27 protein-coding genes are annotated in these 23,057 nt (G+C 57.1%); 13 read left to right on the top strand and 14 right to left on the bottom strand.

Annotation, left to right across the window (positions count from 1 at the left end; all coding sequences use genetic code 11):
• Positions 1 to 30 precede the first annotated feature (30 nt).
• The 3 genes from AC33YF_RS02075 to AC33YF_RS02065 form a co-directional block, all read right to left on the bottom strand.
• The gene (locus AC33YF_RS02075; RefSeq protein ID WP_491775532.1) at positions 31 to 1,236 is read right to left on the bottom strand and encodes a cell surface protein; all 1,206 of its coding nucleotides are present in this window, start codon (positions 1,234 to 1,236) and stop codon (positions 31 to 33) included.
• A 126-nt stretch (positions 1,237 to 1,362) separates the two neighbouring features.
• Positions 1,363 to 2,277 carry a lipid kinase YegS gene (yegS, locus tag AC33YF_RS02070; protein ID WP_491775531.1) on the bottom strand — a complete coding sequence of 305 codons (915 nt, stop codon included), beginning with the start codon at positions 2,275 to 2,277 and terminating at the stop codon, positions 1,363 to 1,365.
• A 19-nt stretch (positions 2,278 to 2,296) separates the two neighbouring features.
• Entirely contained in the window at positions 2,297 to 2,590 is a 294-nt protein-coding gene (locus AC33YF_RS02065; RefSeq protein WP_491775530.1) for a GlsB/YeaQ/YmgE family stress response membrane protein, read from the bottom strand.
• A 292-nt stretch (positions 2,591 to 2,882) separates the two neighbouring features.
• Between AC33YF_RS02065 and AC33YF_RS02060 the strand changes: the two genes are divergently transcribed.
• Positions 2,883 to 4,163 carry an MFS transporter gene (locus tag AC33YF_RS02060; RefSeq protein ID WP_491775529.1) on the top strand — a complete coding sequence of 427 codons (1,281 nt, stop codon included), beginning with the start codon at positions 2,883 to 2,885 and terminating at the stop codon, positions 4,161 to 4,163.
• A 22-nt stretch (positions 4,164 to 4,185) separates the two neighbouring features.
• Here AC33YF_RS02060 and AC33YF_RS02055 read toward each other — a convergent pair whose 3' ends face one another.
• Positions 4,186 to 4,737, bottom strand: a complete 552-nt coding sequence (locus AC33YF_RS02055; protein WP_491775528.1) for a VOC family protein — start codon at positions 4,735 to 4,737, stop codon at positions 4,186 to 4,188.
• A 229-nt stretch (positions 4,738 to 4,966) separates the two neighbouring features.
• Between AC33YF_RS02055 and AC33YF_RS02050 the strand changes: the two genes are divergently transcribed.
• From AC33YF_RS02050 to AC33YF_RS02035, 4 genes are all read left to right on the top strand, one after another.
• Positions 4,967 to 5,356 (top strand): hypothetical protein, encoded by a 390-nt coding sequence (locus AC33YF_RS02050; protein WP_491775527.1) that lies wholly within the window; start codon positions 4,967 to 4,969, stop codon positions 5,354 to 5,356.
• Positions 5,357 to 5,380: 24 nt separating this feature from the next.
• Positions 5,381 to 6,952 (top strand): DUF1254 domain-containing protein, encoded by a 1,572-nt coding sequence (locus AC33YF_RS02045; RefSeq protein ID WP_491775526.1) that lies wholly within the window; start codon positions 5,381 to 5,383, stop codon positions 6,950 to 6,952.
• A 108-nt stretch (positions 6,953 to 7,060) separates the two neighbouring features.
• Positions 7,061 to 7,534, top strand: a complete 474-nt coding sequence (locus tag AC33YF_RS02040) for a DUF427 domain-containing protein (RefSeq protein WP_491775525.1) — start codon at positions 7,061 to 7,063, stop codon at positions 7,532 to 7,534.
• Between the two features lie 21 nt (positions 7,535 to 7,555).
• Complete coding sequence (locus AC33YF_RS02035; RefSeq protein WP_491775524.1) at positions 7,556 to 8,020, top strand: DUF3429 domain-containing protein; 465 nt, start codon at positions 7,556 to 7,558, stop codon at positions 8,018 to 8,020.
• 181 nt (positions 8,021 to 8,201) lie between these two features.
• Here AC33YF_RS02035 and AC33YF_RS02030 read toward each other — a convergent pair whose 3' ends face one another.
• Positions 8,202 to 8,738, bottom strand: coding sequence for a DUF456 domain-containing protein (locus AC33YF_RS02030; protein WP_491775523.1), 537 nt, complete (start codon positions 8,736 to 8,738; stop codon positions 8,202 to 8,204).
• A 238-nt stretch (positions 8,739 to 8,976) separates the two neighbouring features.
• Here AC33YF_RS02030 and AC33YF_RS02025 point away from each other — a divergent pair, with 238 nt between their 5' ends.
• Positions 8,977 to 9,516 carry a zinc ribbon domain-containing protein gene (locus AC33YF_RS02025; protein ID WP_491775522.1) on the top strand — a complete coding sequence of 180 codons (540 nt, stop codon included), beginning with the start codon at positions 8,977 to 8,979 and terminating at the stop codon, positions 9,514 to 9,516.
• Positions 9,517 to 10,224: 708 nt separating this feature from the next.
• Here AC33YF_RS02025 and AC33YF_RS02020 read toward each other — a convergent pair.
• The 6 genes from AC33YF_RS02020 to AC33YF_RS01995 form a co-directional block, all read right to left on the bottom strand.
• Positions 10,225 to 11,247 carry a zinc-dependent alcohol dehydrogenase family protein gene (locus AC33YF_RS02020; RefSeq protein WP_491775521.1) on the bottom strand — a complete coding sequence of 341 codons (1,023 nt, stop codon included), beginning with the start codon at positions 11,245 to 11,247 and terminating at the stop codon, positions 10,225 to 10,227.
• 90 nt (positions 11,248 to 11,337) lie between these two features.
• Positions 11,338 to 11,994: a DsbA family oxidoreductase gene (locus AC33YF_RS02015; RefSeq protein ID WP_491775520.1), complete on the bottom strand. Its 657-nt coding sequence runs from the start codon at positions 11,992 to 11,994 to the stop codon at positions 11,338 to 11,340.
• Positions 11,994 to 12,797, bottom strand: coding sequence for an SDR family oxidoreductase (locus AC33YF_RS02010; RefSeq protein WP_491775519.1), 804 nt, complete (start codon positions 12,795 to 12,797; stop codon positions 11,994 to 11,996). Before AC33YF_RS02010 ends, AC33YF_RS02015 begins: the two co-directional genes overlap by 1 nt.
• A gap of 37 nt (positions 12,798 to 12,834) precedes the next feature.
• Positions 12,835 to 13,131 (bottom strand): putative quinol monooxygenase, encoded by a 297-nt coding sequence (locus AC33YF_RS02005; RefSeq protein WP_491775518.1) that lies wholly within the window; start codon positions 13,129 to 13,131, stop codon positions 12,835 to 12,837.
• Between the two features lie 16 nt (positions 13,132 to 13,147).
• Positions 13,148 to 13,867 carry a glutathione S-transferase family protein gene (locus AC33YF_RS02000; protein WP_491775517.1) on the bottom strand — a complete coding sequence of 240 codons (720 nt, stop codon included), beginning with the start codon at positions 13,865 to 13,867 and terminating at the stop codon, positions 13,148 to 13,150.
• Positions 13,864 to 14,472 carry an NAD(P)H-dependent oxidoreductase gene (locus AC33YF_RS01995; RefSeq protein WP_491775516.1) on the bottom strand — a complete coding sequence of 203 codons (609 nt, stop codon included), beginning with the start codon at positions 14,470 to 14,472 and terminating at the stop codon, positions 13,864 to 13,866. Before AC33YF_RS01995 ends, AC33YF_RS02000 begins: the two co-directional genes overlap by 4 nt.
• Before the next feature lie 112 nt (positions 14,473 to 14,584).
• Between AC33YF_RS01995 and AC33YF_RS01990 the strand changes: the two genes are divergently transcribed.
• The 3 genes from AC33YF_RS01990 to AC33YF_RS01980 all read left to right on the top strand — a co-directional run bounded on the left by AC33YF_RS01990 (position 14,585) and on the right by AC33YF_RS01980 (position 16,624).
• The gene (locus tag AC33YF_RS01990; RefSeq protein WP_491775515.1) at positions 14,585 to 14,962 is read left to right on the top strand and encodes a winged helix-turn-helix transcriptional regulator; all 378 of its coding nucleotides are present in this window, start codon (positions 14,585 to 14,587) and stop codon (positions 14,960 to 14,962) included.
• A 384-nt stretch (positions 14,963 to 15,346) separates the two neighbouring features.
• A complete protein-coding gene (locus AC33YF_RS01985; RefSeq protein WP_491775514.1) occupies positions 15,347 to 16,306 on the top strand; it encodes a sodium-dependent bicarbonate transport family permease in 960 nt (319 codons plus the stop codon).
• A gap of 6 nt (positions 16,307 to 16,312) precedes the next feature.
• The gene (locus AC33YF_RS01980) at positions 16,313 to 16,624 is read left to right on the top strand and encodes a DUF190 domain-containing protein (RefSeq protein ID WP_491775513.1); all 312 of its coding nucleotides are present in this window, start codon (positions 16,313 to 16,315) and stop codon (positions 16,622 to 16,624) included.
• Here AC33YF_RS01980 and AC33YF_RS01975 read toward each other — a convergent pair.
• Entirely contained in the window at positions 16,621 to 17,166 is a 546-nt protein-coding gene (locus tag AC33YF_RS01975) for a glutathione peroxidase (RefSeq protein WP_491775512.1), read from the bottom strand. The two genes, AC33YF_RS01980 and AC33YF_RS01975, sit on opposite strands and share 4 nt — an antisense overlap.
• Positions 17,167 to 17,241: 75 nt before the next feature.
• The gene (locus AC33YF_RS01970; RefSeq protein ID WP_491775511.1) at positions 17,242 to 17,787 is read right to left on the bottom strand and encodes a tetratricopeptide repeat protein; all 546 of its coding nucleotides are present in this window, start codon (positions 17,785 to 17,787) and stop codon (positions 17,242 to 17,244) included.
• A gap of 160 nt (positions 17,788 to 17,947) precedes the next feature.
• On the opposite strand from AC33YF_RS01970, the gene AC33YF_RS01965 reads away from it, so the two are divergent.
• The 4 genes from AC33YF_RS01965 to AC33YF_RS01950 all read left to right on the top strand — a co-directional run bounded on the left by AC33YF_RS01965 (position 17,948) and on the right by AC33YF_RS01950 (position 22,330).
• Positions 17,948 to 19,492 (top strand): cryptochrome/photolyase family protein, encoded by a 1,545-nt coding sequence (locus AC33YF_RS01965; RefSeq protein WP_491775510.1) that lies wholly within the window; start codon positions 17,948 to 17,950, stop codon positions 19,490 to 19,492.
• 221 nt (positions 19,493 to 19,713) lie between these two features.
• Positions 19,714 to 21,003, top strand: coding sequence for an NAD(P)/FAD-dependent oxidoreductase (locus AC33YF_RS01960; protein WP_491775509.1), 1,290 nt, complete (start codon positions 19,714 to 19,716; stop codon positions 21,001 to 21,003).
• A 199-nt stretch (positions 21,004 to 21,202) separates the two neighbouring features.
• The gene (locus AC33YF_RS01955) at positions 21,203 to 21,808 is read left to right on the top strand and encodes a nitroreductase family protein (protein WP_491775508.1); all 606 of its coding nucleotides are present in this window, start codon (positions 21,203 to 21,205) and stop codon (positions 21,806 to 21,808) included.
• Positions 21,809 to 21,928: 120 nt separating this feature from the next.
• Positions 21,929 to 22,330 carry a YbaN family protein gene (locus AC33YF_RS01950; protein ID WP_491775507.1) on the top strand — a complete coding sequence of 134 codons (402 nt, stop codon included), beginning with the start codon at positions 21,929 to 21,931 and terminating at the stop codon, positions 22,328 to 22,330.
• Here the strand turns inward: AC33YF_RS01950 and AC33YF_RS01945 are convergent.
• A complete protein-coding gene (locus tag AC33YF_RS01945) occupies positions 22,322 to 22,939 on the bottom strand; it encodes a TetR/AcrR family transcriptional regulator (RefSeq protein ID WP_491775506.1) in 618 nt (205 codons plus the stop codon). The two genes, AC33YF_RS01950 and AC33YF_RS01945, sit on opposite strands and share 9 nt — an antisense overlap.
• Between the last annotated feature and the right edge of the window lie 118 nt (positions 22,940 to 23,057).

Here is a 23,057-nt window from a genome sequence, read left to right as displayed (position 1 = left end):
TTTCGTTCGCAATCTGCCAAGCGCCGACCATTAACCGGAAGCTGCTTCCGTCTGCGGCCGCTCTTCGAGCAAGAGCGCGTTGCCTTTCTCAGCGAGCTTTGCAACGCGACGCTTGCCGTCTTCAACGGCTTCTCTAATCTCTTCGGAATTCTCAGTGGCAAGCTTGCGCATCTCGGCGATGATCTCAGTTGATTTCTCCTGATAATTGACCACCGAGTCCACCAGCTTCTTCACAGCGTCAGCCCGAATAGTTGGACCATAACCGGCCTTCAGCGCTTCTTCTTGCACCTTGCCACCGATTTCGGAGAGGACCTCAATCGACTTCGAGACGCCTTCCTTCATCTCGTTGAGAGTCTCAGTCGCCTCGTGAAGACCGAACATGCCCGTGAACGACGCTTTAAGTGCCGTCAAGACCGAGTCATTCGTGCTGAAAAATGAGACTGATTGCTGGTACACGCGCTCTTTCGCAGACGTCGCCTGCATCAGCCGGGCCATAATGAGTTCGGAGGTGTTGTAGCCAATCGTAAGATTGTCGGCGAGGTCTTTGGCGATTTGGTAGCGGCCCTCGGAGTTCTGCATCTGGCGCAACAGCTCGTCACGGGTAAGTTCTAGCCGCGCGCGTTCAGCGGTGTCGTCTCCCTGATAATCCTCTACGGACTTCGATGCGGCGTTGAGCTTGTCTTTTGCTGCCGAGAGTTCGGCTTCCGCCTTTTTGAGCACCTCCAGGGCCGACACCTCGGCTTGTTTCAGCGCACCGCGAAAGTCCTGATAGGCTTCCATGATTATGTGCTCGCGCTGAATCTGATCCTTCGTGTCACTAGACACATCAAGATAGATCTCCTTGAGCTTGTCGAAGCGGGCTGCAATATCTCCGCGCGAGATCTTCATCCAGACGTTCGTTGCGCGTTCAAAAACGTCGAGTTTATCGTCGGCGATTTGATCAACCATGCGTTTCGCATCGTCACGAATCGAGTTGAAGCCCTGTGTGATGTCGTCGTAGCGCTCGCCGATCGTAACTTGACTGATCTGCTCACGCACAATTTCGTTGAATACACTCATCTGATCTAGCGTGCGGGTGATCACTGCAATCCGGTCAGGATCTAGATCCGAGATCTTCTCGAGCAGCCCGGCTATCGGTTCCTCCCCACTCTCATCTGGCATGAGGCCAAGGCTGTGCATCGCACTAGTTGCTCTGTCGAGATATTGAAGAGGCGTTTTGGTGACGACTTCAGACATACATGTCCTCCCACTTGCAGCGTCTCAGGCTCGTTGGCGAGCTTACTCCGTCTGCATCATATATAGCAGACCTATGACACTGTCATAATACGAGGTGTTCATGGCGGGCCGAAGCACCGACACGGGCTAACCGTTCGCGCCAGACTCGCCCAGAACCACCGGCAAGGCTCCCGGGCAGCAGTGAAAATCGAAACTGACACCTTGGACGGGCTCTCCATCCAGGTTCACATGCATGGGTTTTTTGGATTCGATCCTGAATTTCGAAAGTTGACGATAGAGTAGGTGCTCATTCTGGGCATTCGTCGGGTCCCTCAGTTCCGCCGTGATGCGGTTCATCGATGTGGGCCGTGATCCGCTCAAGACTGCCACGTCGAGCAAGCCGTCGGTGAGGCTCGCTTGAGGCGCTACGTTGTATCCTCCACCTGCAAAGCGGCTGTTTCCGACTGCCATGACCAGCATTGAGCCTTCTTCAGCGGTGCCATCGGGAAGAACGAGCCGCCCCTCATACGGCTCCAGATGAAACGCCTTAACAAAACCCATGATGGAGTATGCCGCTCCGCCGAGGGACTTCTTCATATCCTGGGGTGTTGATGCGGTCACTTCCGCACCGAACCCCGCGCTTGCGACGTTGATGAAGTGTTGTCCATTCATTCGCCCGACGTCGACTTTGGTCGGCTTGCCCGTGCAAGCCAACAGGAGTGCGCCTCCCAGATCGTTTGAGTCAATGCCAGCACCTCTCGCGAAGTCGTTTGCCGTGCCGAGCGGGAGAATGCCGAGCGACGCACCGCGGCTTTTGTCTTGCTTCATCATGGCATTGACCACGGCATTCAACGTGCCATCGCCACCGCCGGCAATAATCCGTTCGGCACCATTCTTGATCGACTGCCGAACGTAGTCGCGAAGGGATCTCCCGTTCCAGGGGATGTAGACATCGATATCAATGCCCGATTGCCGTGCGTGCTTGACCGCTGCCTTTACCTCGGGCCTCGTGCAGGACTTTTTGTGCAGCACAAGACACGTCTTTCGGTTTTTCTTTGCCATTTGTTTTTCCAGTGAGGCTTCAACTCTTGTTGGATCCACTCGTCCTTGCGATCCAAAGAATTAGCAAGAAGATCAAGGAGCCAATGAATGCCGCAACAATGTCCCTAAGCGACACGGAGATAGCATCGAGAGCTGGCCAAATCCCAAATAGGCTGAATACGGCGCCGCCGATCAAGGCTCCGACCATCCCGACTCCCAAGCTGGTCCAACGGCCCATGCCGTCCCGCTTGGCCGTGACCACCGTGCCGGCCAGCGATCCAGCTATCATCCCAATAATCACCCATACGATAAATTCTGCCAACGTAACTGCCATGCCCACCATCTCCCAAAGAACGTCTGACCAAAGCTGTTTGAAGGGGCAATTATACAATGTGCGTTGTCACATAGCGACAACGCTGGTGCCCTAGCTTAGCGTGCGGGTGGATCTATCGTCCGCATTACGGCTGTTGGTGCACGGACGTGAATTCTTCGTATCGCCGTTGCATCGGTCCGCCGTCATCGGATCATGTGCGAGCTAACGAAAAGTTTTAAGTTTAACTGAGAATGCTACACTTGGCGTCGAGGTCCAGATCTACGTTCCATCATTCAATTCTCGATCCGTCAAAGTGTTGTCACCCCAAGCAGACCACACACCGCTCGCCCCTCGGCGCGCCGCACTCGCAAGTGCCGTTGGAAATATTCTCGAGTGGTACGACTTCGCGGTCTACGCCTTCTTCGCAGCAACGATGGGGCGTCTGTTTTTTCCGCGTTCTGATGAAATCGACTCACTCATCATCACATTCGGCGTCTTCGCGGCAGGCCATCTCATGCGGCCGATTGGCGGGATCTTGTTTGGCCACATTGGCGACCGCTATGGTCGACGCCCGGTGCTTGTGGGCTCCATGGTCGCAATGGCGCTCGCCACCGTCGCAATCGGACTGTTGCCGACGGTTCAGCAAATCGGTCCTCTCGCCGCTGCTCTGTTGGTTTTCTTCCGCATGCTGCAGGGGTTCTCTATCGGCGGGGAATACACCGGTTCGGTCTGCTATTGCGCAGAGTGCGCCGCCGACGGCCACCGCGGGTTGCTCTGTACAGCGTCCATCCTCGGTGCTGGTGTCGGCACGCTCTTGGGGTCCGCCGCGGCGAACATCCTTTTTCTGGTTCTCCCCGCCGATGCGGTTGATGCCTGGGGTTGGCGCATCCCGTTTCTCGCCGGCGGTGTGGTCGGGATCATTGGATTGTATCTGCGGCGCAACCTAGCAGAGACACGCGGCGGCCAGCAGGATCAGAAGCAAGCGCAGCTTCCAATCCTAGATGCGCTTACGAACCACTTGCCGACGGTCCTGCGTGTCGTCGGCCTCAATCTCATGCATGCAGTCTCCTTCTTCATGATCTTCATATTCATGAAGACTTACCTCAGCAAATTTATCGGTCTCACGGAAGCGTCCGCGCTCACTATTTCGACGGTGGGTTTGATCGCGCTTTTGGCGGTGACGGCTGCCGCGGGCGCGCTTTCTGACCGCATTGGACGAAAGCGTGTGCTTGGCGCAAGCGCGGTGGCTGCAATCGTATTTGCGTTGCCGCTCTTCATCCTTATCTCATCAGGCAATTTTTGGGTCGCGCTTACGTGTCAGTTAGCTTTTGCCCTTATCGTTGGTGCCTATTCGGGAACTGCCCCTTCAACCATGACAGAGATTGTGCCTGGCCATCTGAGGGTCACCTGCACGTCGCTTGGCTACAATTTATCCATGGCCTTGTTTGGGGGCAGCACACCAATGATTACGATCCTGCTCATCAAAGAGACTGGCAGCAACGTGGCTCCAGCTCTTTACATTATTGCTGCGGCCGCAGTGTCGCTGGCGGTGTTGTCTCTGATCCCCGAGACCTCGCGAACGCGACTCAACTAATGCATGGGGTAGGCGGTGGGGGCTACGTCAAGACCTCAGGCTGCTTGTTGCCCTCACGATACCTCGTTACGAGATCTTCCGGGTCAAATGGTTCCCCGCCAGGATGGCGCTCATGGGCCCCTGTTTTGAACCAAGCCTCCAGTTCTGCCACGCTGGCAAAATTATCGACCAGCAGCTCGAGATGGTTGCCGTCGGGGTCGCAGTAATAGAGTGACGTGCTCGGGCCATGGTTGATCGCCGAATCCGGCTTGATCCCCAACGATTTGAGTCTCTCATATGTCGAAACGAGATTGCCGAGTTTGGCATAAGTCATCGCAATATGGACGATGCCTGGTCCTCGATGATCGTTAGGCGTTGCGTCATTCGTATGGATCAAGGCGACACGATGATGCTCGTCATCGAATGTGAGCAGGCAGACCTTATCGCTTTGGTACACAGTCGCGGCACCAAGAACCGTCTCGTACCACTTCTTCATCGCAGGCACCTGGGCTGTCTGGATGCTGCAGTGTGAAATCCTGACGGGTGAGATCGTAGCCGAGGGCGCGGGTATATGCGCTGGAACGATAACGGTCATGGCGGTTGACCTCCGCTCTGAGGGTCTCAGATCACCCAAGGTGCAACAAGTAGAGCGTCAGCGGAAGCGGTGGCTAGCCTGTCCAGGCAACGAATGCCGTGGGCGATAAGAACTACCCAGATACTGAGAATGAGATGATTGGCTTGGACGAGCACGTCTCTATATTGGCGTCCGCTGCAAACTCGACCAGGAGTTTCTGATGCGATCCGCTTACTATGCCGCATAGGTCATGGCGTTTGTGTTCATCGCCGGAGAAACACTCCGGAGAGAGCTTAGCTACCTTTCGGTGAATGCGACGACGATGGTTGAGAATTACGTTTGTGGCGCGCTGCTTTTGTCGGCCGCCGTTTGCTGGCAACAGAAGCGTGCAGTTGCACCGCAGCTAATGGCAGTTGCCTGGGCGTATGCAACAGGTGGCATGTTTGTTACGTTCTTTGCGCACCTTGAAACGTGGCTCCGAGGTGCCACAATTCGCCCCGATCATCCCTATGAAGAAGTGCAATCGGTGATTCTCAAAGGTGTCATCTGGGCGATTTGCTTAGTGTTCTTGATTATCACGTTGCGCAGTGAGGATACCAAATACCCGGCGGGCTCGATTGCGACCGAGCCAGTCAAATGAGGATCAAGTAAGAGGAGACTTGGGATGAAATCTCTGGGATGTGCTCTCGGAGCAGCGCTATTTTCGGTGCTCATGATAAATCAGCCGGCGCTGGCCGAGGAGCCAACGCCAGGCTACAACACCAAGATCCCAGAAGGCTTATTGACACCGGACAAGTACCCCACGCGCGTGGGCGACATTGAATTCTTCGATGGGATACCGAAGCCTGCGACCGCCGAGGCGCTCTACAACCACCTCGATTACATACGTGGCGTGCAGACATTCCTGAACGGTATGCCGGCCGCTTCGATGGAGGCCATACGTCGCAGTCAGGTGGTCGACGGCAAGACGCAATCCAATCGGATACTGATCTTCGACGACTTGATGGACAGCAATCCGCTGTTCCTAACTGGCAACACCGATACCGTCTACTTGAGCACTATTCTCGACCTAAAAGCGGACGGGCCGACTGTGATCGAGGTTCCACCGGGGACTGGGCCAGGTACGGTGAACGACGCCTTCTTTAGATTTGTCGTCGACACCGGACCGCCCGGACCCGATGCTGGAAAGGGCGGCAAATACCTAATCCTGCCGCCGGACTATGACGGCGATCTCGATCCACCCGTCGGCGGCATGGAAGCGGAGGTCGATGGTGAGACTTATTTCGTCGCCAAGTCGCCCAGCTGGGTGAATTGGTACATCGCGCGGGGATTCCTCAAAGACGGCAAACCCGAATTCTCAAGCAAATTGTTCCGCGATGGCATCAAGGTCTACCCCCTGTCGCAGAAAGATAATCCACCAGAGATGGTCTTCGAGAACGGTTCGCGTCAACCAATCAATACGATCCACTCGACAGACTTCAATTTCTTCAAGGAGCTGAACTCGGTTATCCAGCGCGAGCCAGTAGGGATGCTCGACCCTGAACTGCGCGGCCTTTTTGCCTCGATCGGGATCGAGAAGGACAAACCGTTCGCGCCCGATCTCCGCATGAAGAACATCCTGATCAAGGCCGCCGAGGTGGGGAACGCCACCGCACGTACGCTTCTTTGGTATGAGCGCAACCCGGGCGATTTTCTCTATGACGGCAGCTATTGGAAGATCGGCTTCCCGGGTGGCAACTATCAGTTCCTACGGGAAGACGGCAAGGGCGGCCGTGACCTCGACGGACGTACGGAGTTCTTCTACTTCGCGACGGTGAATACGCCGGCCATGACGAAGAAGCTGGTTGGCAAGGGCTCTCAGTATGCCTGGGGTGCGCTCGATGCCAACGGCGACTATTTGGATGGCAGCAAGACATACAAACTGAACCTGCCTAAGGACCCACCGGCCAAGAAGTTCACGTCCATCGTTCTGTACGACCCGCAAACGCGTTCACAATTGCAGACGGATCAGCCTTTCCCGAGCTACAACAGCGAGAAGCACAAGGACAAGGTCAAGTACAACGAGGACGGTTCGCTTGACCTTTACTTCGGCCCCGAGCCTCCTGAGGGCTTCGAGGACAACTGGATCCAGACAGTTCCTGGCAAAGGCTTCTTCACGATTTTGCGTCTCTACAGCCCAACGGAAGCTTGGTTCGACAAGACCTGGCGCCCTGGCGATATCGAGCCGGTTGAGTAGCAACTTGCGTTCCGGGGACGATCCGCGATTGTCCCCGGAAGCCGGCGCTCGTCGGCGAATGTCCACCTCTCGCGGTGCTTGCAAATGTGCGATATGTAGGGCGCCGCCATGACCGACCTACCCAAAGAGAACGTTCAATCATACCCACGGCCGCCCGCGCTCGAACCTGTGGAACACCGGCTTACTGTGCGTCTCGGCGGTACCGTAATCGCGGACTCCACTCGCACGATGCGCGTCCTTGAGACCCATCACGCACCGACCTACTACTTCCCGCCAGAGGACGTGTCTGCCACGCTTATCCCAGCGCAGGGACGGAGCTTCTGCGAGTGGAAGGGTGTCGCGCAGTACTTCGACGTCATCGGGGGCTCCGTTACTGCGAGAGCAGCCGCTTGGAGCTATGAAGACCCAACCGAGCCTTTCGCGCCGATCGCCGGATACCTGGCCTTCTACGCCAGTTTGATGGAGGAGTGCCGCGTTGGCGAGCTCCTCGCGGTTCCTCAACCTGGAGGGTTCTATGGAGGTTGGGTGACGCCTAACCTTGAAGGCATCCCGAAGGGCGCGCGCGGCACGGAGCATTGGTAGGACAGAGGGCTACGCGTCATCATGAGCACACCGCAGCCTGAAGAACAGATTTCGCCGATACCGGCGCCCGCTGTCGTTCTTGGCGCCGCGGGCCTCATTCCATTTCTGTTTCTGACGGGCATGTGGCTCACAGGCAGTGACGTGTCAGCCGTGGTCTCTCGGCAGGCCCTCATCGCCTACAGCATTGCGATACTTTCGTTCATGGGGGCCGTACACTGGGGGTTAGCGATGACGGCGCCCTCCGGCGATCAACCCTGGCGGCGGTACTTTGTGAGCGTTCTACCGGCTCTTGCTGCGACGGCCACGGCGTTCATCGGCGGCGGCATGCAATTCATATGGCTGGCGCTCTGCTTCGTCGGTCTCTTGCTGTACGATCTTTATGCGGTGAAACGGGGTGAGGCCCCCGCTTGGTATCCACGTCTTCGCTGGCCGCTTACGATAATCGTCTGCGTTTGCCTCAGCGCCGCTGCGCTACGTTCGCTTTAGACTTCCGCGTTGATTGGAGGTGCAAAGATCGTCGCCGCACTGCGCTACACCGCAGTGTGCAGACCTTAGGGGCGAAACGGACAACCGCAGGACTGGGTCGACCGAAGTGCGGATCTCGGCAAGTGGTTAGAGGGTAGATGTTGTGGTCGCCTGGCCGAGCGGGCACGCCGAAACAGCGCGTCTAATTGCCAATAAAGAACACGTCCACCAGGAACCACACAATCATCAGCACGCCAATGAGCACTTTCGCCAACACGGCCGAAAGCGCACCCACAGCGGAGCCAACCCCTGAAACGGCCGCCTTCCGGGCATCTTGATTGCCGAACGCGAGCTCGAAGCCACCCGCACCAATGAGCGGGCCGAGGATAAGTCCGAGCGGCAGAAAGAAAAGTCCGGCGATCGCACCGACGACCGCGCCGATCGCTCCCCACTTTGTCCCGCCGAACCATCGAGATCCAGCGGCACCGCTGACGACGTCATAAATTTGCGATGCGATGATGAGGGCGACCAGAACGACAAATGTCAGCCAATCAACCCCGGATTCTTTCCCAAGCATCAGCCAGTGGAACATGACAGCGATCAAAATAATCAGCGGTCCAGGTAAGATCGGGAGAAAGCAGCCTAGTAGTCCGATGAAGAGAAGGCAGGCCGTGATGAACCACGCACCCGCCGTGCTGACCTCGTTCCAACCATCCCAGCTGCTTATCGCTTCCCACATCGTGGACTGTGACTAAAGCGGGTGTCGCCCGAATGCAATCACGGACCGCGTAGAGGCCAGGGCCCGTTCGGGTGGACGTCTGACGGCGTGCGGTTCCACTGCTGCGATTTCTCTGGAAGAGGGCATCAGTGGTATGTGTGTCCTGCTCATTGATGGGCTATCGTAATGCCTCGATGATGATTCTGGCCCTTGGCCACGCATGCCAGGGGATGCAAGCGCACGGGGGGACAGACGTCAGATGGATAAGACCTGCCGAAACTGTGGCGCGCCGTTGCGTCCTGACGACAAATTCTGTAGCGCATGCGGTACGGAAGTCGATGCCTCGCTCGATCTGACGGACGATTCGCAGTCGGCGGGCCGGTCAAATCTTTTCCGAGAAAGCGTCATTTTCTTTCTGCTTGCAGCCGCAAGCGCGCTGATTGCCGATTTCGTCGAGGTCCAACTCGCAATTAGGGCGTCGTGGGATATCGAGTCGAGGTCGGCCCTTTATCTTGTTTATGCCTCGCTCGCGACCGGCATCTTCGTCATTCTCCGCATCCTCTGGTGGCGGATTTTTGGGAGCGCGGGATCAAGCTTCTTCGGTCGCAGACTGGCCATACAGGTGCTTTGCCTAATTTTGGGCGTGACCATCCTATTCTTCGGCCCGATCATGGCTGCGCTTTACGACTGGTCCCAACCACAGGGCCCCATCTGGTTCGAGTTCGATTTACTGGCCGCCTTGCTATCCACACTGTTCTTTGTCGGATACCTGGCCCTTCAGAGGCGGCAAGGCGACTGACGATCGGCGTCTGCGTTACTTAGAAAATCGAACGTCCGCCAACGATCCATGTGATCGTTCAACGCGACATCACGCTCTTCAGAAATTCGACCGACCGTCCCAAAATAAAGGAGCCGTCAGCCTGACGGCTGGCGGCTCCGAACTCTATCTCGTGTTGCTGCTCGATTGTCTATTCGACGATACCCTTACAATCCTTGTTGTCGGCCAGCGCCGCTCTAGCTGCCTCCCTCGAGTCATACCCCTCATCGGGGCCAATCCTCTTCATGCCAGCTGACGGTGTGGGATTTTGGATCATACCGCAGTCACCGACGGTATTAATGGTAGTGTAGAACTTCGCTGCTGCAGCTGGCGTCGCAAAGCCCACTACAAGTAAAGCAACTAGTACACTTCTTTTCACAGTGATCTCCTCCCTTACTGCTGTTGTTTGGCCCGCTGAGCGTCGTCGATTTGACAAAGCACGGCCAAGATTGAACCCACTCCTTTTCTTCCAATCCAACGCATTGGTCGATCGGGGTGCGTCCTTTCCATCGCCATCTTGTCGGGCGCAGCGGCGCTAATCAAGATTTATCTTGCGGTGCGTTTCGCACAACAGGACTCGTCAGCATTCGTTGCCAGCGGCATGGCACTGTGCGGACTAAGGGTAGCCGCGCACCGCGTACGTTGCGTAATCGCTGCAGATTTGGCTTCGGTTATAGGGCGTTACACCGCTCACCACTCAATCGCTATCTTGCCAAAATGGCCGCCGGTTTCCTGGAAGCGGAAAGCATCAGCCAACTCCTCAAGTGGAAAGCTACGGTCGATCACAGGGCGAATGCCAGTTTGTTCTAGCGCGGCCACGTAGTCCTGCTGCTCACGGCGATTCCCGACAATGAGTCCCTGAAGCCTGGCCTGCTTGGCCATGAGCGTCATTGTGGGCACGTCGCCCTGGCGGCCCGTCAAGATACCGATCAAGGCGATATGGCCTCCGACGCGCACGGCCTTGATGGACTGCGAAAGCGTCCCTGGCCCGCCGACCTCGATAACGTGGTCGACGCCATGGCCACCGGTTAGTGCCAGGACTTCGCGACCCCATTCCGGAGTCTGCTTGTAGTTGATGACATGGTCTGCACCCATTGTCCGGAGACGCTCAAGCTTCTCATCGGAGGACGAGGTTGCGATCACCGAGGCGCCCATGGCCTTGGCGATTTGCAACGCAGCGATCGAAACGCCGCCTGTGCCCAGTACCAGTACAGTGGCGCCTGCCTTAAGCTGCCCGTCGACAATGAGGGCGCGCCAGGCCGTCAGACCCGCGGTCGTAATTGTCGCCGCCTCGGCGTGGCTCCAACCATGCGGGGCGAGCGTGAAGTCTGTTGCGGCCCCGACCGCATATTCTGTGGCGTAGCCGTCGATGCCATCGCCTGGCGTGCCACGAAAATTACCGACTTCGTCGAATGGCAGTCCGTCGAGCCATTGGGGGAAGAAGGTGGATACGACGTTGTCGCCGACCTTAAATTCAGTCACGCCCTCGCCAACAGCTTCGACACTGCCGGCTCCATCCGACATGAGCACACGACCGTCCTCGGCAGGAATCCCACCCTTGGCAACCAGCAGGTCATGGAAGTTCAGCGAGCTCGCATGTAGCTCGACGCGGATTTCGCCAGGACCCGGCTGGCCGGGGTCGGGAACATCGCGGAGCTCAAGTTGATCAAGCCCTCCGGGGGCCCGGACGACGACGGCTTTTTGACTTGGCATAGTTCCTCCAATCTCGCGACACGATGTCGAGCCGTTGGATCAACGGCGTCTCTCGGCTCGTAGTTTGTTGTCGCCCAAATATCGTAGGGCTCAAGCGGCGTATGCCCCAGCAATCTTCTCCAGGATAGAGCGATAGTTGTCGACACCTTGCGCGCCGACGACGAGATACTCTTCATCGAATATCATGGCCGGTACGCCCTCGATACCTCGGCTGATCCAAAACTGTTCGTCTTGCCGCACGGCCTGGGCATAACGACCATCAGCCAAGACCGCTAGCGCCTCGTCACCGTCCAAGCCGATACCTGCAGCCACCTCTGCGAGCACAGCAGGGTCATTCAAGTCGAGACGCTCGCCGAAAAATGTAGCGAAGAGTGCGATATGCAGGTCATGGCCGCGGCCGTGCTCTTCGGCCCATATCAACAGCTGATGCGCTCGGAACGTATTCACCATGCGCATATCGTCTGTGTAATTGAACGTGAATCCCAACTCGGCCCCCAGTTCGGTCAACCTCGCGCGAGCCTGCCGGCTGCCCTCGGGCGTCGTTCCGTACTTTGCGGCCAGGTGCTCGCGCAAATTCTCGCCTTCGTTCGCCATTTGAGGGTTGAGCTCAAAAGGATGCCAATGGATGTCTGCAGCGGTCTTTGTTTCTTGCAGCGCGCGCTCGAGCTGCTTGTAGCCGATTATGCACCAGGGGCAGACGACATCCGACACAATGTCGATGCGAATGGGGGTTGCTGCATTTGCCATCACATGTCCTTGGTCCAGAGACTGTCCTGATAGGCCTTCACATTCCCAACGAAATGCTCCGGAAACACGTTGCGGAACTTGTGGTTGTCCTGCGGAATGAGATCGACCATGAAGTCAATCATGGGCTGGGGATCGAGTTGCAACTCGTCTCCGGCAAACAGCTGCTGCACGTCGCGTATCGGACCTTCCGGTGTGAAGTGCTTTTCAGGGTCGTACCACTGGTCGAGCGTATCATACATGCGGTCATTGAAGCCGGTACGGAAGGGGCCGGGGTTGATCGTTGCGATCTGGACGCCGGTTCCCTCCATCTCATCGCGCATGAGCTGGACGATCGGCTCTAAGGCATGTTTCGAGGCTACGTAAGGCCCAAGGTACTTAAACGTTGAGAAGCCGGCGATTGATGAAGTGAAGACGATTTTGCCTCGGGCCTTCTGCGCGAAGAGTCTGGCAAAGGGTTGGGCGAACTCCAACGTGCTGAACACGTTCACCTCAAAAACGCGGCGAATTCGATCTACAGGCACCTCGGCGATGGGGCCGGTTTCGCCCGTCGCAGCGTTGTTGACCAGGATGTCGACGCTGTTGCCATATTTCCGAAAGACTGTTTCGCGATCGTCCTTGCTCAACAGGTCCAGTTTTGTGACCTCCAAGTCGACCCCGGCTTCCTTCGCAGTGGCAAGTAGCCCGCTCACTTGCGGCCAGTTCTCGACGGCGGCGATAACCTTATGCCCCTTTCGCGCGAGGCCGATCGCGGTCCCCTGACCAAGTCCGGATCCGGCGCCAGTAATAAGTATTGTCTTGCTCATGCCAAAGAGCTCCTAAGCTAGGGTTTGTTGGAGTGCGTCAGATAACCTTGTGACCCTTGTAGATGGTCGGTGCGCCATCAAGAATGTCGCGCATTTGCTCCAGCGCCTTCTTGAGGTGCGGCGTCTTCCAATGGGCTGCCTCTGCTTCGCCGCTTGTCCATCGCTCGTAGGATAGGACGGTCTCTGGCGTTTTGAGATCGCGAATGAAGCCGTACTCTTCTGCACCGTCCTCGTTGCGAGTCTCAGCGGCGAGTTCCTCAAGCGCCGAGATGAGCGCCTCTGCTTTACCCAGTTTCGCTTTAAGGACGGCAACGGTGTAGATTTTTTCAGTCATCTGTTCGTCTCCACGGTCACGCGGTCTTTACGTCCACTGCAAATCGCGCAGCATTCTCTTTGGAAAATGCATCCTCGCCACCACGGCCCCAGAACGCGGGCACGTGCTTCGGGATAGTGATCGCCCTTTGCACGGCGGGGCGCGCATCGATCCGATCGAACCAGGATTTGAGGTGATCAAGACCATCGATTGAGACCTTGGCCCAAGGGTAGGCGCGCGCCCAGGGGTAGGTGGCGATGTCCGCGATTGAGTAGTGGTCGCCAACAAGGAACTCTCGACCCTCGAGCCGGGAATCCAGGACCTCAAGAATGCGACGGCTCTCGTCGACATAGCGCCTTATGGAAAACGGTTCTTCGTGGCCGTTGGGCTTCGCGATGCGGTGGAAGTACATCGCCTGGCCCATCATGGGCCCGACGCCTGCCATCTGGAACATTAGCCACTGGAGTGTTTCCGATCTCAGATTGGGATCCGCTGGCAGGAACTGCCCATATCTTTCCGCCAGGTACCAAAGAATGGCGCCCGACTCGAAAATGGCAAAGTCATCATTGGACCGATCAACGATGGTCGGTATGCGCCCGTTCGGATTGAGCTTTACGTACTCCGGCTCTTTCTGTTCCCGCTTACCGAGATCGACATATGTCAAGTCATAGGGAACGCCTGCTTCCTCGAGAAAGATGACCGGCTTGTAGCCGTTCATTGTAGCGGCCGTATAAAGGTGGATATCGGGGCGGCTCATGATGCGGCTTCCTGGGGCACCGGAAAAACCTCGCGCAAATGATCGTCGAAACGCTTGAAGTCATTTTCGACATCGGGGTTCTTCATGACGTCGAACGCAGCGAAGGTTGGTAGCGGCGTCATGTCGAAGAATTTTGCGTTGAGATGAGCTGGGAGGAGTAGGTCGTCGACCGAGCGACCCTCGAAGAACTCTTGGTTCGGATCGTCGAACGCTTCGCGTGGGGCATTGAAAGTTACGGACAGCATGTACTTCTTGCCCGTGAGGCTACCGCCCGTACCGTAGTTTTCCTTCGGCGCTTCGGAGGTCCGTCCATCACCTTCCGTGAGCCGCCCATCCATACCGGCGGTATACACCTCGTCCATGTACTTCTTGAAAGACCAGGGCACGCCCATCCAGTTCACGGGGAACTGCATGATGACCACATCCGCCCATTGATGATTGCCGACCTCCTGCTCGACGTCATAGCCTTTCGCAACTTCCGTCGTCCGGATCTCGTGACCGGCAGCAACCAAATGCTCTCGTGCCCGCTGCGCCATTGCCGCGTTCAGCTCGCCCTTGGCAAATGGGTAAGGCTGATGACCGTTGATAATGAAAATCTTGCTCACTGAGTGCTCCCGCTGTCTGTTCCCGCCGCTTGTGTTGGCATGCATTTAGATGTTGCATAGGGAACGAAAGTCAACCAGTATACTTTCGGTAACCTAGAATTATGAGGAGCAGATGAAGGCGCGAGTTCGAAAGGATGAGCGGGGGCGGAAAGACGTCGTGGAGGCGTGCGAGGGACCGTGCCCGATTGAGCGCGGCATGCGAATCCTAGGCGGCAAGTGGACGGGCTCTATTCTCTGGCATCTCAAGGATGAGCCAGTGCGCTTCAACGACCTTGCGCGCATGGTCGGCGGTGCGAGCAAGAAAATGATCACTGAACGGCTGCGTCAGCTTGAGGCGCAAGGGCTCGTCCAACGTCGCGTGGTTGATACGGCCCCAATCGCCGTTGAGTACTCTCTAACGCCATTTGGCGTTACGGCACTCGACTGTCTCGACCAGCTGCGCCTTTGGTCTGAGACCTTGCCTCAAGCGCTGCAGTCGGAGGCCGCATAGCTGCGTGATGTCTCTTAAGGGTGCCGTGTTGTGCCGGTGCACTACCAAACGCGACTGCTCCATCGGGCTCAACTGCCATCACGTGTTCGACCCAAGCCTTCCCTTCGGGGGTTAAAAGCGTCTGGCTGGGGGTGCGAAACGGGGCAGAGGCTTCGTAGAACTACCCGGAGACCAAAGCGGTCACCATGGCTCTGTAGCCACTTAGAGCAAAATGCGGCGGACCAAAATTACCCGTCGGACCCCCTTCACGTGTAGGCTTTAGATAGCCTCTTCGGGGGTAAGCGATCTAATGGCCCCCCGCTCATAGAATCGGGTATCGCCCGAGCGTGATTTGTTGCAATGATGTGCTGGGGCTAGTGTCGAGAGCGGGGGTAAACGACCATCATGTTCGAATTGGCTTTGGCGAACTTGACGTCGCCGATGATCCTGTTCTTCGTGCTGGGGTTATTAGCAGCTTTGAGCCGGTCAGACTTGGCTATCCCTGAGGCTATCGCCAAGGGCCTCGCCATCTATCTCATGCTGGCGATCGGTTTCAAAGGCGGTGCCGGTGTAGCCGACCATGGCGTCGACACAACGCTTGTGATTGCGCTGCTGGCAGGCATCGTACTAAGTGCATTGCTTCCGCTTATCGCATTTCCGCTCTTAAGGTCGACGACAAAGTTGTCGCGAGTGGACGCGGCCGCAATCGCCGCGTGTTACGGCTCCATTTCGATTGTGACTTTCCTCGCCGCCGCCCAAGCCCTGGAGACCGCGGGCATCGCCTATGAGGGGTACATGGTCGCGATCGCCGCTGCCATGGAAACGCCGCCGATCATGGTCGCGCTGTGGCTTACCCGGGACTCGGCAAATGGATCGACACTTGATCGCACCGTTCTGCGCGAAGTCTTTCTCAATGGATCGATTGTCGTACTCGTCGGCTCTTTCGTCATCGGTTGGGTCACCGGCACCGATGGGCTTGAGTCAATCTCTGCGTTCGTAGTCGATCCCTTCAAGGGAATCTTGTGCTTATTTTTGTTGGACATGGGTTTGATCGCCGGACGCGGTATGCGCGAGGGTAAGAACCTGTCGACACCCGTAGTGCTCTTCGGGATCTACATGCCGCTGATCGGTGCAGCACTCGGATTCCTTGTCGCCCAATTGATCGGTCTCTCGCCGGGTGGCGTTGCTTTGATGACAACGCTAGCGGCAAGTGGATCCTATATCGCTGTGCCGGCTGCGATGCGCGTGGCGTTGCCCGATGCAAAACCGTCAATTTACCTACCACTTTCGCTAGGCGTGACCTTTCCGTTCAACCTCGCCGTCGGCATTCCCATTTATATTTATGCCGCGTCATCATTCCAGTAGGTCGCCATGGAAACCTTCCCGAAGAAACGCATCGAAATCATGGTTGAAACGCCGCTCATGGGTCGGGTCATCGACATTCTCGACGACCTTGGCGTATCTGGCTACACGGTGATGCCGGCGATTGCCGGTCGGGGGCAAGACGGACCGTGGCATCGGGACGGCCAGGTGGGCCGCGTCGGTTCTGTCGTCCAAATTTTGTGCATTGTGGACGAGAGCAAGGAAAACGACGTTTTGGATCCGCTCTTTCGCCTGGTGTCACGTCAGATTGGCATCGTGACCGTCAGCGATGTCCGCGTTGTTCGCGCGGAATATTTCTAGGGCGTCGGGCGCTTCAAGGCTGAGGTGATCGCCAAGGCCATCTGCGCGGAGCGCGGATCCACACTGCTGGGAAAAGAGCCGACAAGCTTTCCGTCGCGTCCAATAACGTATTTGTGGAAGTTCCATTTCGGCTGTGTGCCCGACTGCTCCGCGGCCCATTGGTAGAACGGGTGTGCGTTGGGGCCCACGACGGCTGTCCGCTCCGTCAGGGGGAAGGAAACGCCATACTTGCCTTTGCAGTGATTGAGCAGGGCTTTGCCCGTCCGAGGCTCCTGGCCGCCGAAGTCATTCGACGAGACGCCCACGATAACCAAGCCATCATTTTTGCGATCCCGCCAAACCTCTTCGAGGTGTTTGAACTGGTAGCTAAAACCGCAAGCGGTGGCGGTATTGACGACCAGAATTGCCTTACCGCGGTACTGATCGAGCGCCAACGGCTCGCCATCCACGCCTTTAAAGGAAAAACCGAACCCGGTGGCGGCATGTACAGATCCGGATATCCCAAAGACTGCAACAATCAGAAGGGCAAGAGTTTTGATCATGGCTTAGTTCCGCGAATTGAGTGACGTTCGTATCGTTTCAACCGATTGATCGGAGTGTCTGGACCGCTCGCGCGTCTAGCGGCTGAGCAGCTTCGCTGAGGCTCCGTCGGCGTAAGGTGTTGGACTCCAAATCCGCACCAGATCCTGCGCTTCACTGATCTCGTCGGGTGTCATCTTCGATGCAACGCCTTGCCGGTTCTGGCGGGCGCGCTCCAGGTTCATCTCTTCGAATTCGAGGTAGTACTTGGAAGCGAGGCTGAACCAGAAATATGCCTGTACGTTATCTTGCTTCACGCCTCGGCCGTGCTTGTACATGACGCCAAGATTGTTCTGCGCGAAAGGCTGACCCGCCTCGGCTGAACGCCGGTACCACTTCGCGGCCTCACCGTGATCCTTCTGAACGCCCTGTCCTTCCTGGTACATGCGACCCAGCTTAAACTGTGCTTCAGGGTCGCCGTCTTCCGCATACGGCCTTATCAACTCAACCGCCAGCTCATAGTCGCCACGCTCATAGGCGGCCCAACCTTGTTCCATTGGGCTTCGGGCGCCGGCCGCCGCTGCGGTTGCGATGAGCGCCACCGCAAAGAGCGACGCTAGTGTGTGTCTAACGATACTGCCCATCAACATTTTCCCTGTTACTACGCGGATGCCCAGCGGTCGCTTCGCGCTGGACTGGCCGCAAATAGGTCTACGCAGCATTCGGATGAATGGATCACGGCGGTATTTGACAGTAGGGTGCACCGTTTTTTCTGAGGTAGCGCCCCATGTTCGAGGTAGCGTAGTGAGTGACGAAGGCGACAAACAGCTTGTTTTGATCCTGGGCGATCAGCTTTCGCCCAAGTTGGCAGGGCTGCGCGCGGCCGATGCCCAAAAGGATGTGGTCCTGATCGCTGAAGTCAACCAGGAGGCCACTTACGTCAATCACCACAAAAAGAAGATCGCGTTCCTGTTCTCGGCCATGCGCCACTTCGCGGAGGAGCTTAAGGACGCGGGATGGAGCGTGGACTACGTAAAGCTCGACAGCGATGGCAACGCCGGCTCAATCCAAGGAGAGGTTGAGCGGGCGGTCGCAGAACATGATTGCGCGCGTGCGGTGGTCACCAAGCCGGGAGAGTGGCGGCTTTTTGATGCGCTCAAATCATTAGGAGAGGAACGGGGCATCCCAATCGACATCCTTGATGACGACCGCTTTCTGTGTTCCGGGCAGGACTTTAGGCAGTGGGCAAGCGGACGTAAACAACTCCGTATGGAGAATTTCTATCGCGAGATGCGGCGAAACACCGGCCTTCTTATGGAAGAGAGCGGCGAACCCGTTGGCGGTCGCTGGAACTTCGATGCGGAGAACAGAAAGCCACCGAAGAAGGGACTTACGCTGCCAACCCCCAAAGGCTATTCGCCTGACAAGACGACGCGGGAGATAATAGACCTGGTCGCCGACAAGTTCCCTGACAATTTCGGCGTGCTGGAACCGTTTTGGTTCGGCGTGACGCGCGCCCAGGCGGAGTCCGCGTTCGAACAGTTCGTGGAGACGTCGCTTCCAAGTTTTGGTGACTATCAGGACGCAATGCTGAAGGGTGAACCCTTCATGTACCATGCAGTTATTGCTTTGTATCTGAATGCGGGGCTGCTCGATCCGATGTCGGTGTGTCGCCGGGTCGATGCGGCGCACCGGGAAGGCACCGTGGGCATCAATGCGGCCGAAGGCTTTATACGCCAAGTCCTTGGTTGGCGCGAATACGTTCGGGGCATCTATTGGTTGCGCATGCCTGGGTATGAGACTGAAAACTTTTTCGGCCACAACGATCCGCTTCCAGCCTTCTATTGGACGGCCGAGACGGACATGGCTTGTGTGCGCGCTTGCGTCGAGCAGACTCGAGACGAGGCCTATGCGCATCACATTCAGCGGCTAATGGTCACCGGAAACTTTGCGATGCTAGCGGGTATCGATCCGCAGGAAGTGCATGAGTGGTATCTCGCCGTTTACGCCGATGCCTATGAGTGGGTCGAACTGCCGAACACACTTGGTATGAGCCAATTTGCGGATGGAGGGCTGCTCGCCTCGAAGCCGTATGCCGCCAGCGGCAATTACATCAATAAGATGTCGAACTACTGTTCGAGTTGCGGCTACGACGTCAAAGCAAGAGTGGGCGAGGGCGCGTGCCCCTTCAACTATTTGTATTGGGACTTTCTCGATCGCCACCGCGATAAGCTGGGCGAAAATCCACGGTTGGCCTTTCCCTATCGGAATCTCGATAAGATGAAGGACGCGCAGATCGACGCGTTTCGACGTGATGCCGCAGCCTTTAGACGGCAGCTCAAGGCGTAAGTCGTTTCAAATAGTCTCTCGAAGGTGATCGTCAGATCTCGCCCTTTGCAGAGGAAAACTTTGACGTACGCGTGACGTACAGCCCTCGTGCAGATTTCACGGACATGAGGCTCGCGGCTTCACAATGCGCGTGGCGGCGTTATATTTGCGGCAAATCGCGCCAAAATAGGCGCGAGCCGGAAACCTGGGAAACGCCGGGGCGGCGATCTAGGGCGGAAAAGATGTCATCACGCTATCATACGGTTGTGATCGGTGGCGGCTGTTTGGGCTGTGCGTCGGCGGTTTCCGTGCGACGCCGGCTGCAACGCAGCGGCGAGACCAATAATGCGGTCTGCGTCATTGAGAAGAGCCTCGTCGGATCTGGCTTGACCGCTCGGCACTCTGGTATCGTGCGTTCGGCAAACGCCGTTCCCATCGCTGCAGAGTTGGCCAAGATTGCTGCCGGTCAATGGCATTCGCTTGACGAGCTATGGGGGGTCCCCGCAGCCTTCGATGCGTGCGGCGCGATTTGGATCGCGCGCGACAATGGTTCCGGCGGCAACCCGAAGTGGGACTCCCTCGAGCAGCGCATGAAAGAAGTCGGCATCGACTTTCGGAAGGTGAACTCGCGCGAGGCGCGAGACATGCTTCCCGGCTTCGTCAAGCTCTATGACAATGAGGTCTACTACTTGGAACCGGGCGCACTACAGTTCGACCCCTCCGCCTTCCGAAATGTGCTGTACAAAGCTCTCGACAAAAATACAGTCGACGTACGTGAAAAGTCGGAGGTCGTTGGGTTCGAGCGTGCTGATGACGGCTCCATTGTTGCCGTGCGGACGGCCGATGGTGAGCGCTTAGAATGTGCACACGTCGTGAATGCCGCTGGACCTTGGAGTCCTGCCATCTTTGCTGCACTCGGAATTTCGGTTCCAGTGAGCGTCGAGCCGGTTAGTGTCGTCAATTGGCTCACAAGTTATAGTGAAATCGAGGGCTTCTTTCCGATCATCGCGGACTACATAAACCTCGCTTACTTCCGGCTTTGGCGGGACAATGAGATCCATATGCACCAGCCGCGGAAGCGCGTTGCCCGCGAAACCGCGCGAGCTTTCGCTGAAAGCCCATTGGGCGTAATCGGGGCCGACTTGGTAAGTGACCCAACAAACCAGGGGCTCGGTTATTCGCAAATCCGAATCTATGAAGAGATTGCGCGACATCGCTTCAAAAATATCGACCAATCGATCTATGGCTCGGGTTACAAGTCGTACTTCGATATCACGCCCGACCTGAAGTTCATCCTCGGTCCGGACTATCGCGTATCGAATTTGGTGCATTGCTTGGGGGCGGGGCAGGCCTTCAAGTACACCCCGGTGTTTGGCGAAATTATCGCCGACTTCGTCTGTGGCGGCAGCGACTATGCGCCGCTCGCAGCAGAGTTTTCGATTTCACGCTTCGATGAGCAGTACATGATCGATTTCTGGGGGCGTGTTTCCGGTATCGACAATTCTCTCGAAGCCGAGTCGAGCGCCCTTTAGGCAAGGCGTCAACGGTCTCTCACTTTTCCACAGTGGCAGCTAGCGTTTTTGTGATGGCGCGTCGCTTGACGGCAGCGGCTTACACCGGATCCTTAGCATCTGGGCGCCGAGGGCTAGTCATATCTCTGGCATCGGTTTCACGGATACTGAATCACCACCTCGGGCGACATCGCCCGTTTCTTTGCGAGTACTGCTCTAAATGGACACTTTGGATGCAATTTACGGTCGTCGGGCCGTCAAGCACTTCGATCCCGATCACGAGATGACCGACGAGGAGAAGACCAAGCTCCTCGAGGCCGCGATCCAGGCGCCCACCAGCTTTAACATCCAGCACTGGCGCTTTGTGGTGGTCGACGATCCCGAACTCCGCAAGCAGATCCGCGAAGTCGGTAACGATCAGGCGCAAATCACTGACGCGAGCATGCTCATCATCATGACGGCTGATGTCAGGGCTTGGCAGAAGGAGCCGGAGCGCTACTGGGCCAATGCGCCGGAGGAGGTCGCCGATTTGCTCGTCAATTGGATGGGTCCATTCCACGACGGACGCGAACAGCTACAGCGTGATGAGGCGATGCGCTCTATCGGCATGGCGATGCAAACGCTGATGCTGGCGGCTAAATCCATGGGCTACGAGTCTTGTCCCATGATTGGATATGACTTCGATAAAGTCGCGGAGATGATCAACCTGCCCGACGATCACTGTATCGGGCCGCTCGTGGTTGTCGGCAAGGGCGTCAAAGAGCCGTGGCCCAAGCCGGGGCAGCTTCCGCTCGACGAGGTCGTGATCCACAACAAGTATGCCTAGCCGATCGCGCCGCGGCATTGACCTGAGTAGCGGCCTACTTTCGTCGTGCTCCAGGTCGAGCGAAGGGCAATATTGATCCGGTTCCCTACCTCTGGAATGGAGCTTTGTAGGCAACGGCCGTTGGAAAAAGACAGACTGAGAAAGCACCGGGCCTCGCGGCCCCTTTGGTTGGTCCTTGGCACGGCGTCGCTTGGCTGCGGGATTGCCGGACTTGTGCTACCGCTCGTGCCGACAACACCATTCGTGTTGCTCTCGGCCTTCTCCTTCGCACGCTCTTCCCCTCGCCTGCACCGTTGGCTCGTCCGCCATCAAAAATTCGGTCCGCTCATCGAGAATTGGCGGCGTCACGGGGCCATTGATCGGCGGAGCAAGATTGTGGCCGTCACGGTGATGGTTCTGACACCCGTGATCACATGGATGATCGGCGTTCCGACCTGGGTGCTGCTCGTGCAGATCGTCGTACTCTCGGTCGGTCTCTTGTTTATCTTGTCACGGCCTGAGGGCGGCGGGAGCCTAACGTAGCAAGCTCGGCGATGTACGCTCGATCAGTGCATCCACGTCGAGGCCGGGAGCCACAACCCCATAATCGCCATCAATGAGCAGCGATGCGGCACCGTGGACAAATGTCCATAGGCGAACCGCGATTTCATCTGGGTTACCGGATACGCCATTCCGGTCGCAGTAGATGGCGACTTGCTCTATCACTTTTGAGAAACAGCCCAAGCCTTCGCCCATCACGACCTCATCAGTCTTCAGGACAGGGTGCTGCCCGAACATGAGGCGGAATAGGTTCTCGTTTTCGACAGCGAAACGCACATAGGCTTGGCCCATGGCGACAATCCCGGCCAACGTACCGACGCCGGCGGCCTCAACAGCCCGCATCGATTGTTCGGACATCTGATGGAAGCCGCGGGTCACAATGAGGCCGAGGACCTCGTCGCGGTCCCTGAAGTGCTTGTACGGCGCAGCAGTCGACACGCCTGACAGCCGGCAGGCCTGCGCAAGCGTAAAATTCTCGGCGCCATGCATAGCGACGAGATCGTGGGAGGCATGCAACAGCGCATCACGGAGGTCTCCGTGATGATATTTGGACTTGGCCCGGACAGGATCTGGTTTGAGTGCGTGTTCCATGGCGGTCTGGATTTGGTCTAACACATCTGCCTTCACAAAAGAGTTAGCAGCACTAACTTTTTGCTTGAAAGTTAGCTCAACTAACATAAGTTAGGGGCGCTAACTTATCAAGCGTCAG

The sequence above is a fragment of the Methyloceanibacter sp. genome (genome assembly GCF_058506495.1).
Note: the sequence above shows the minus strand (reverse complement) of the source record. Positions and strands in the feature narration are given on the sequence as shown.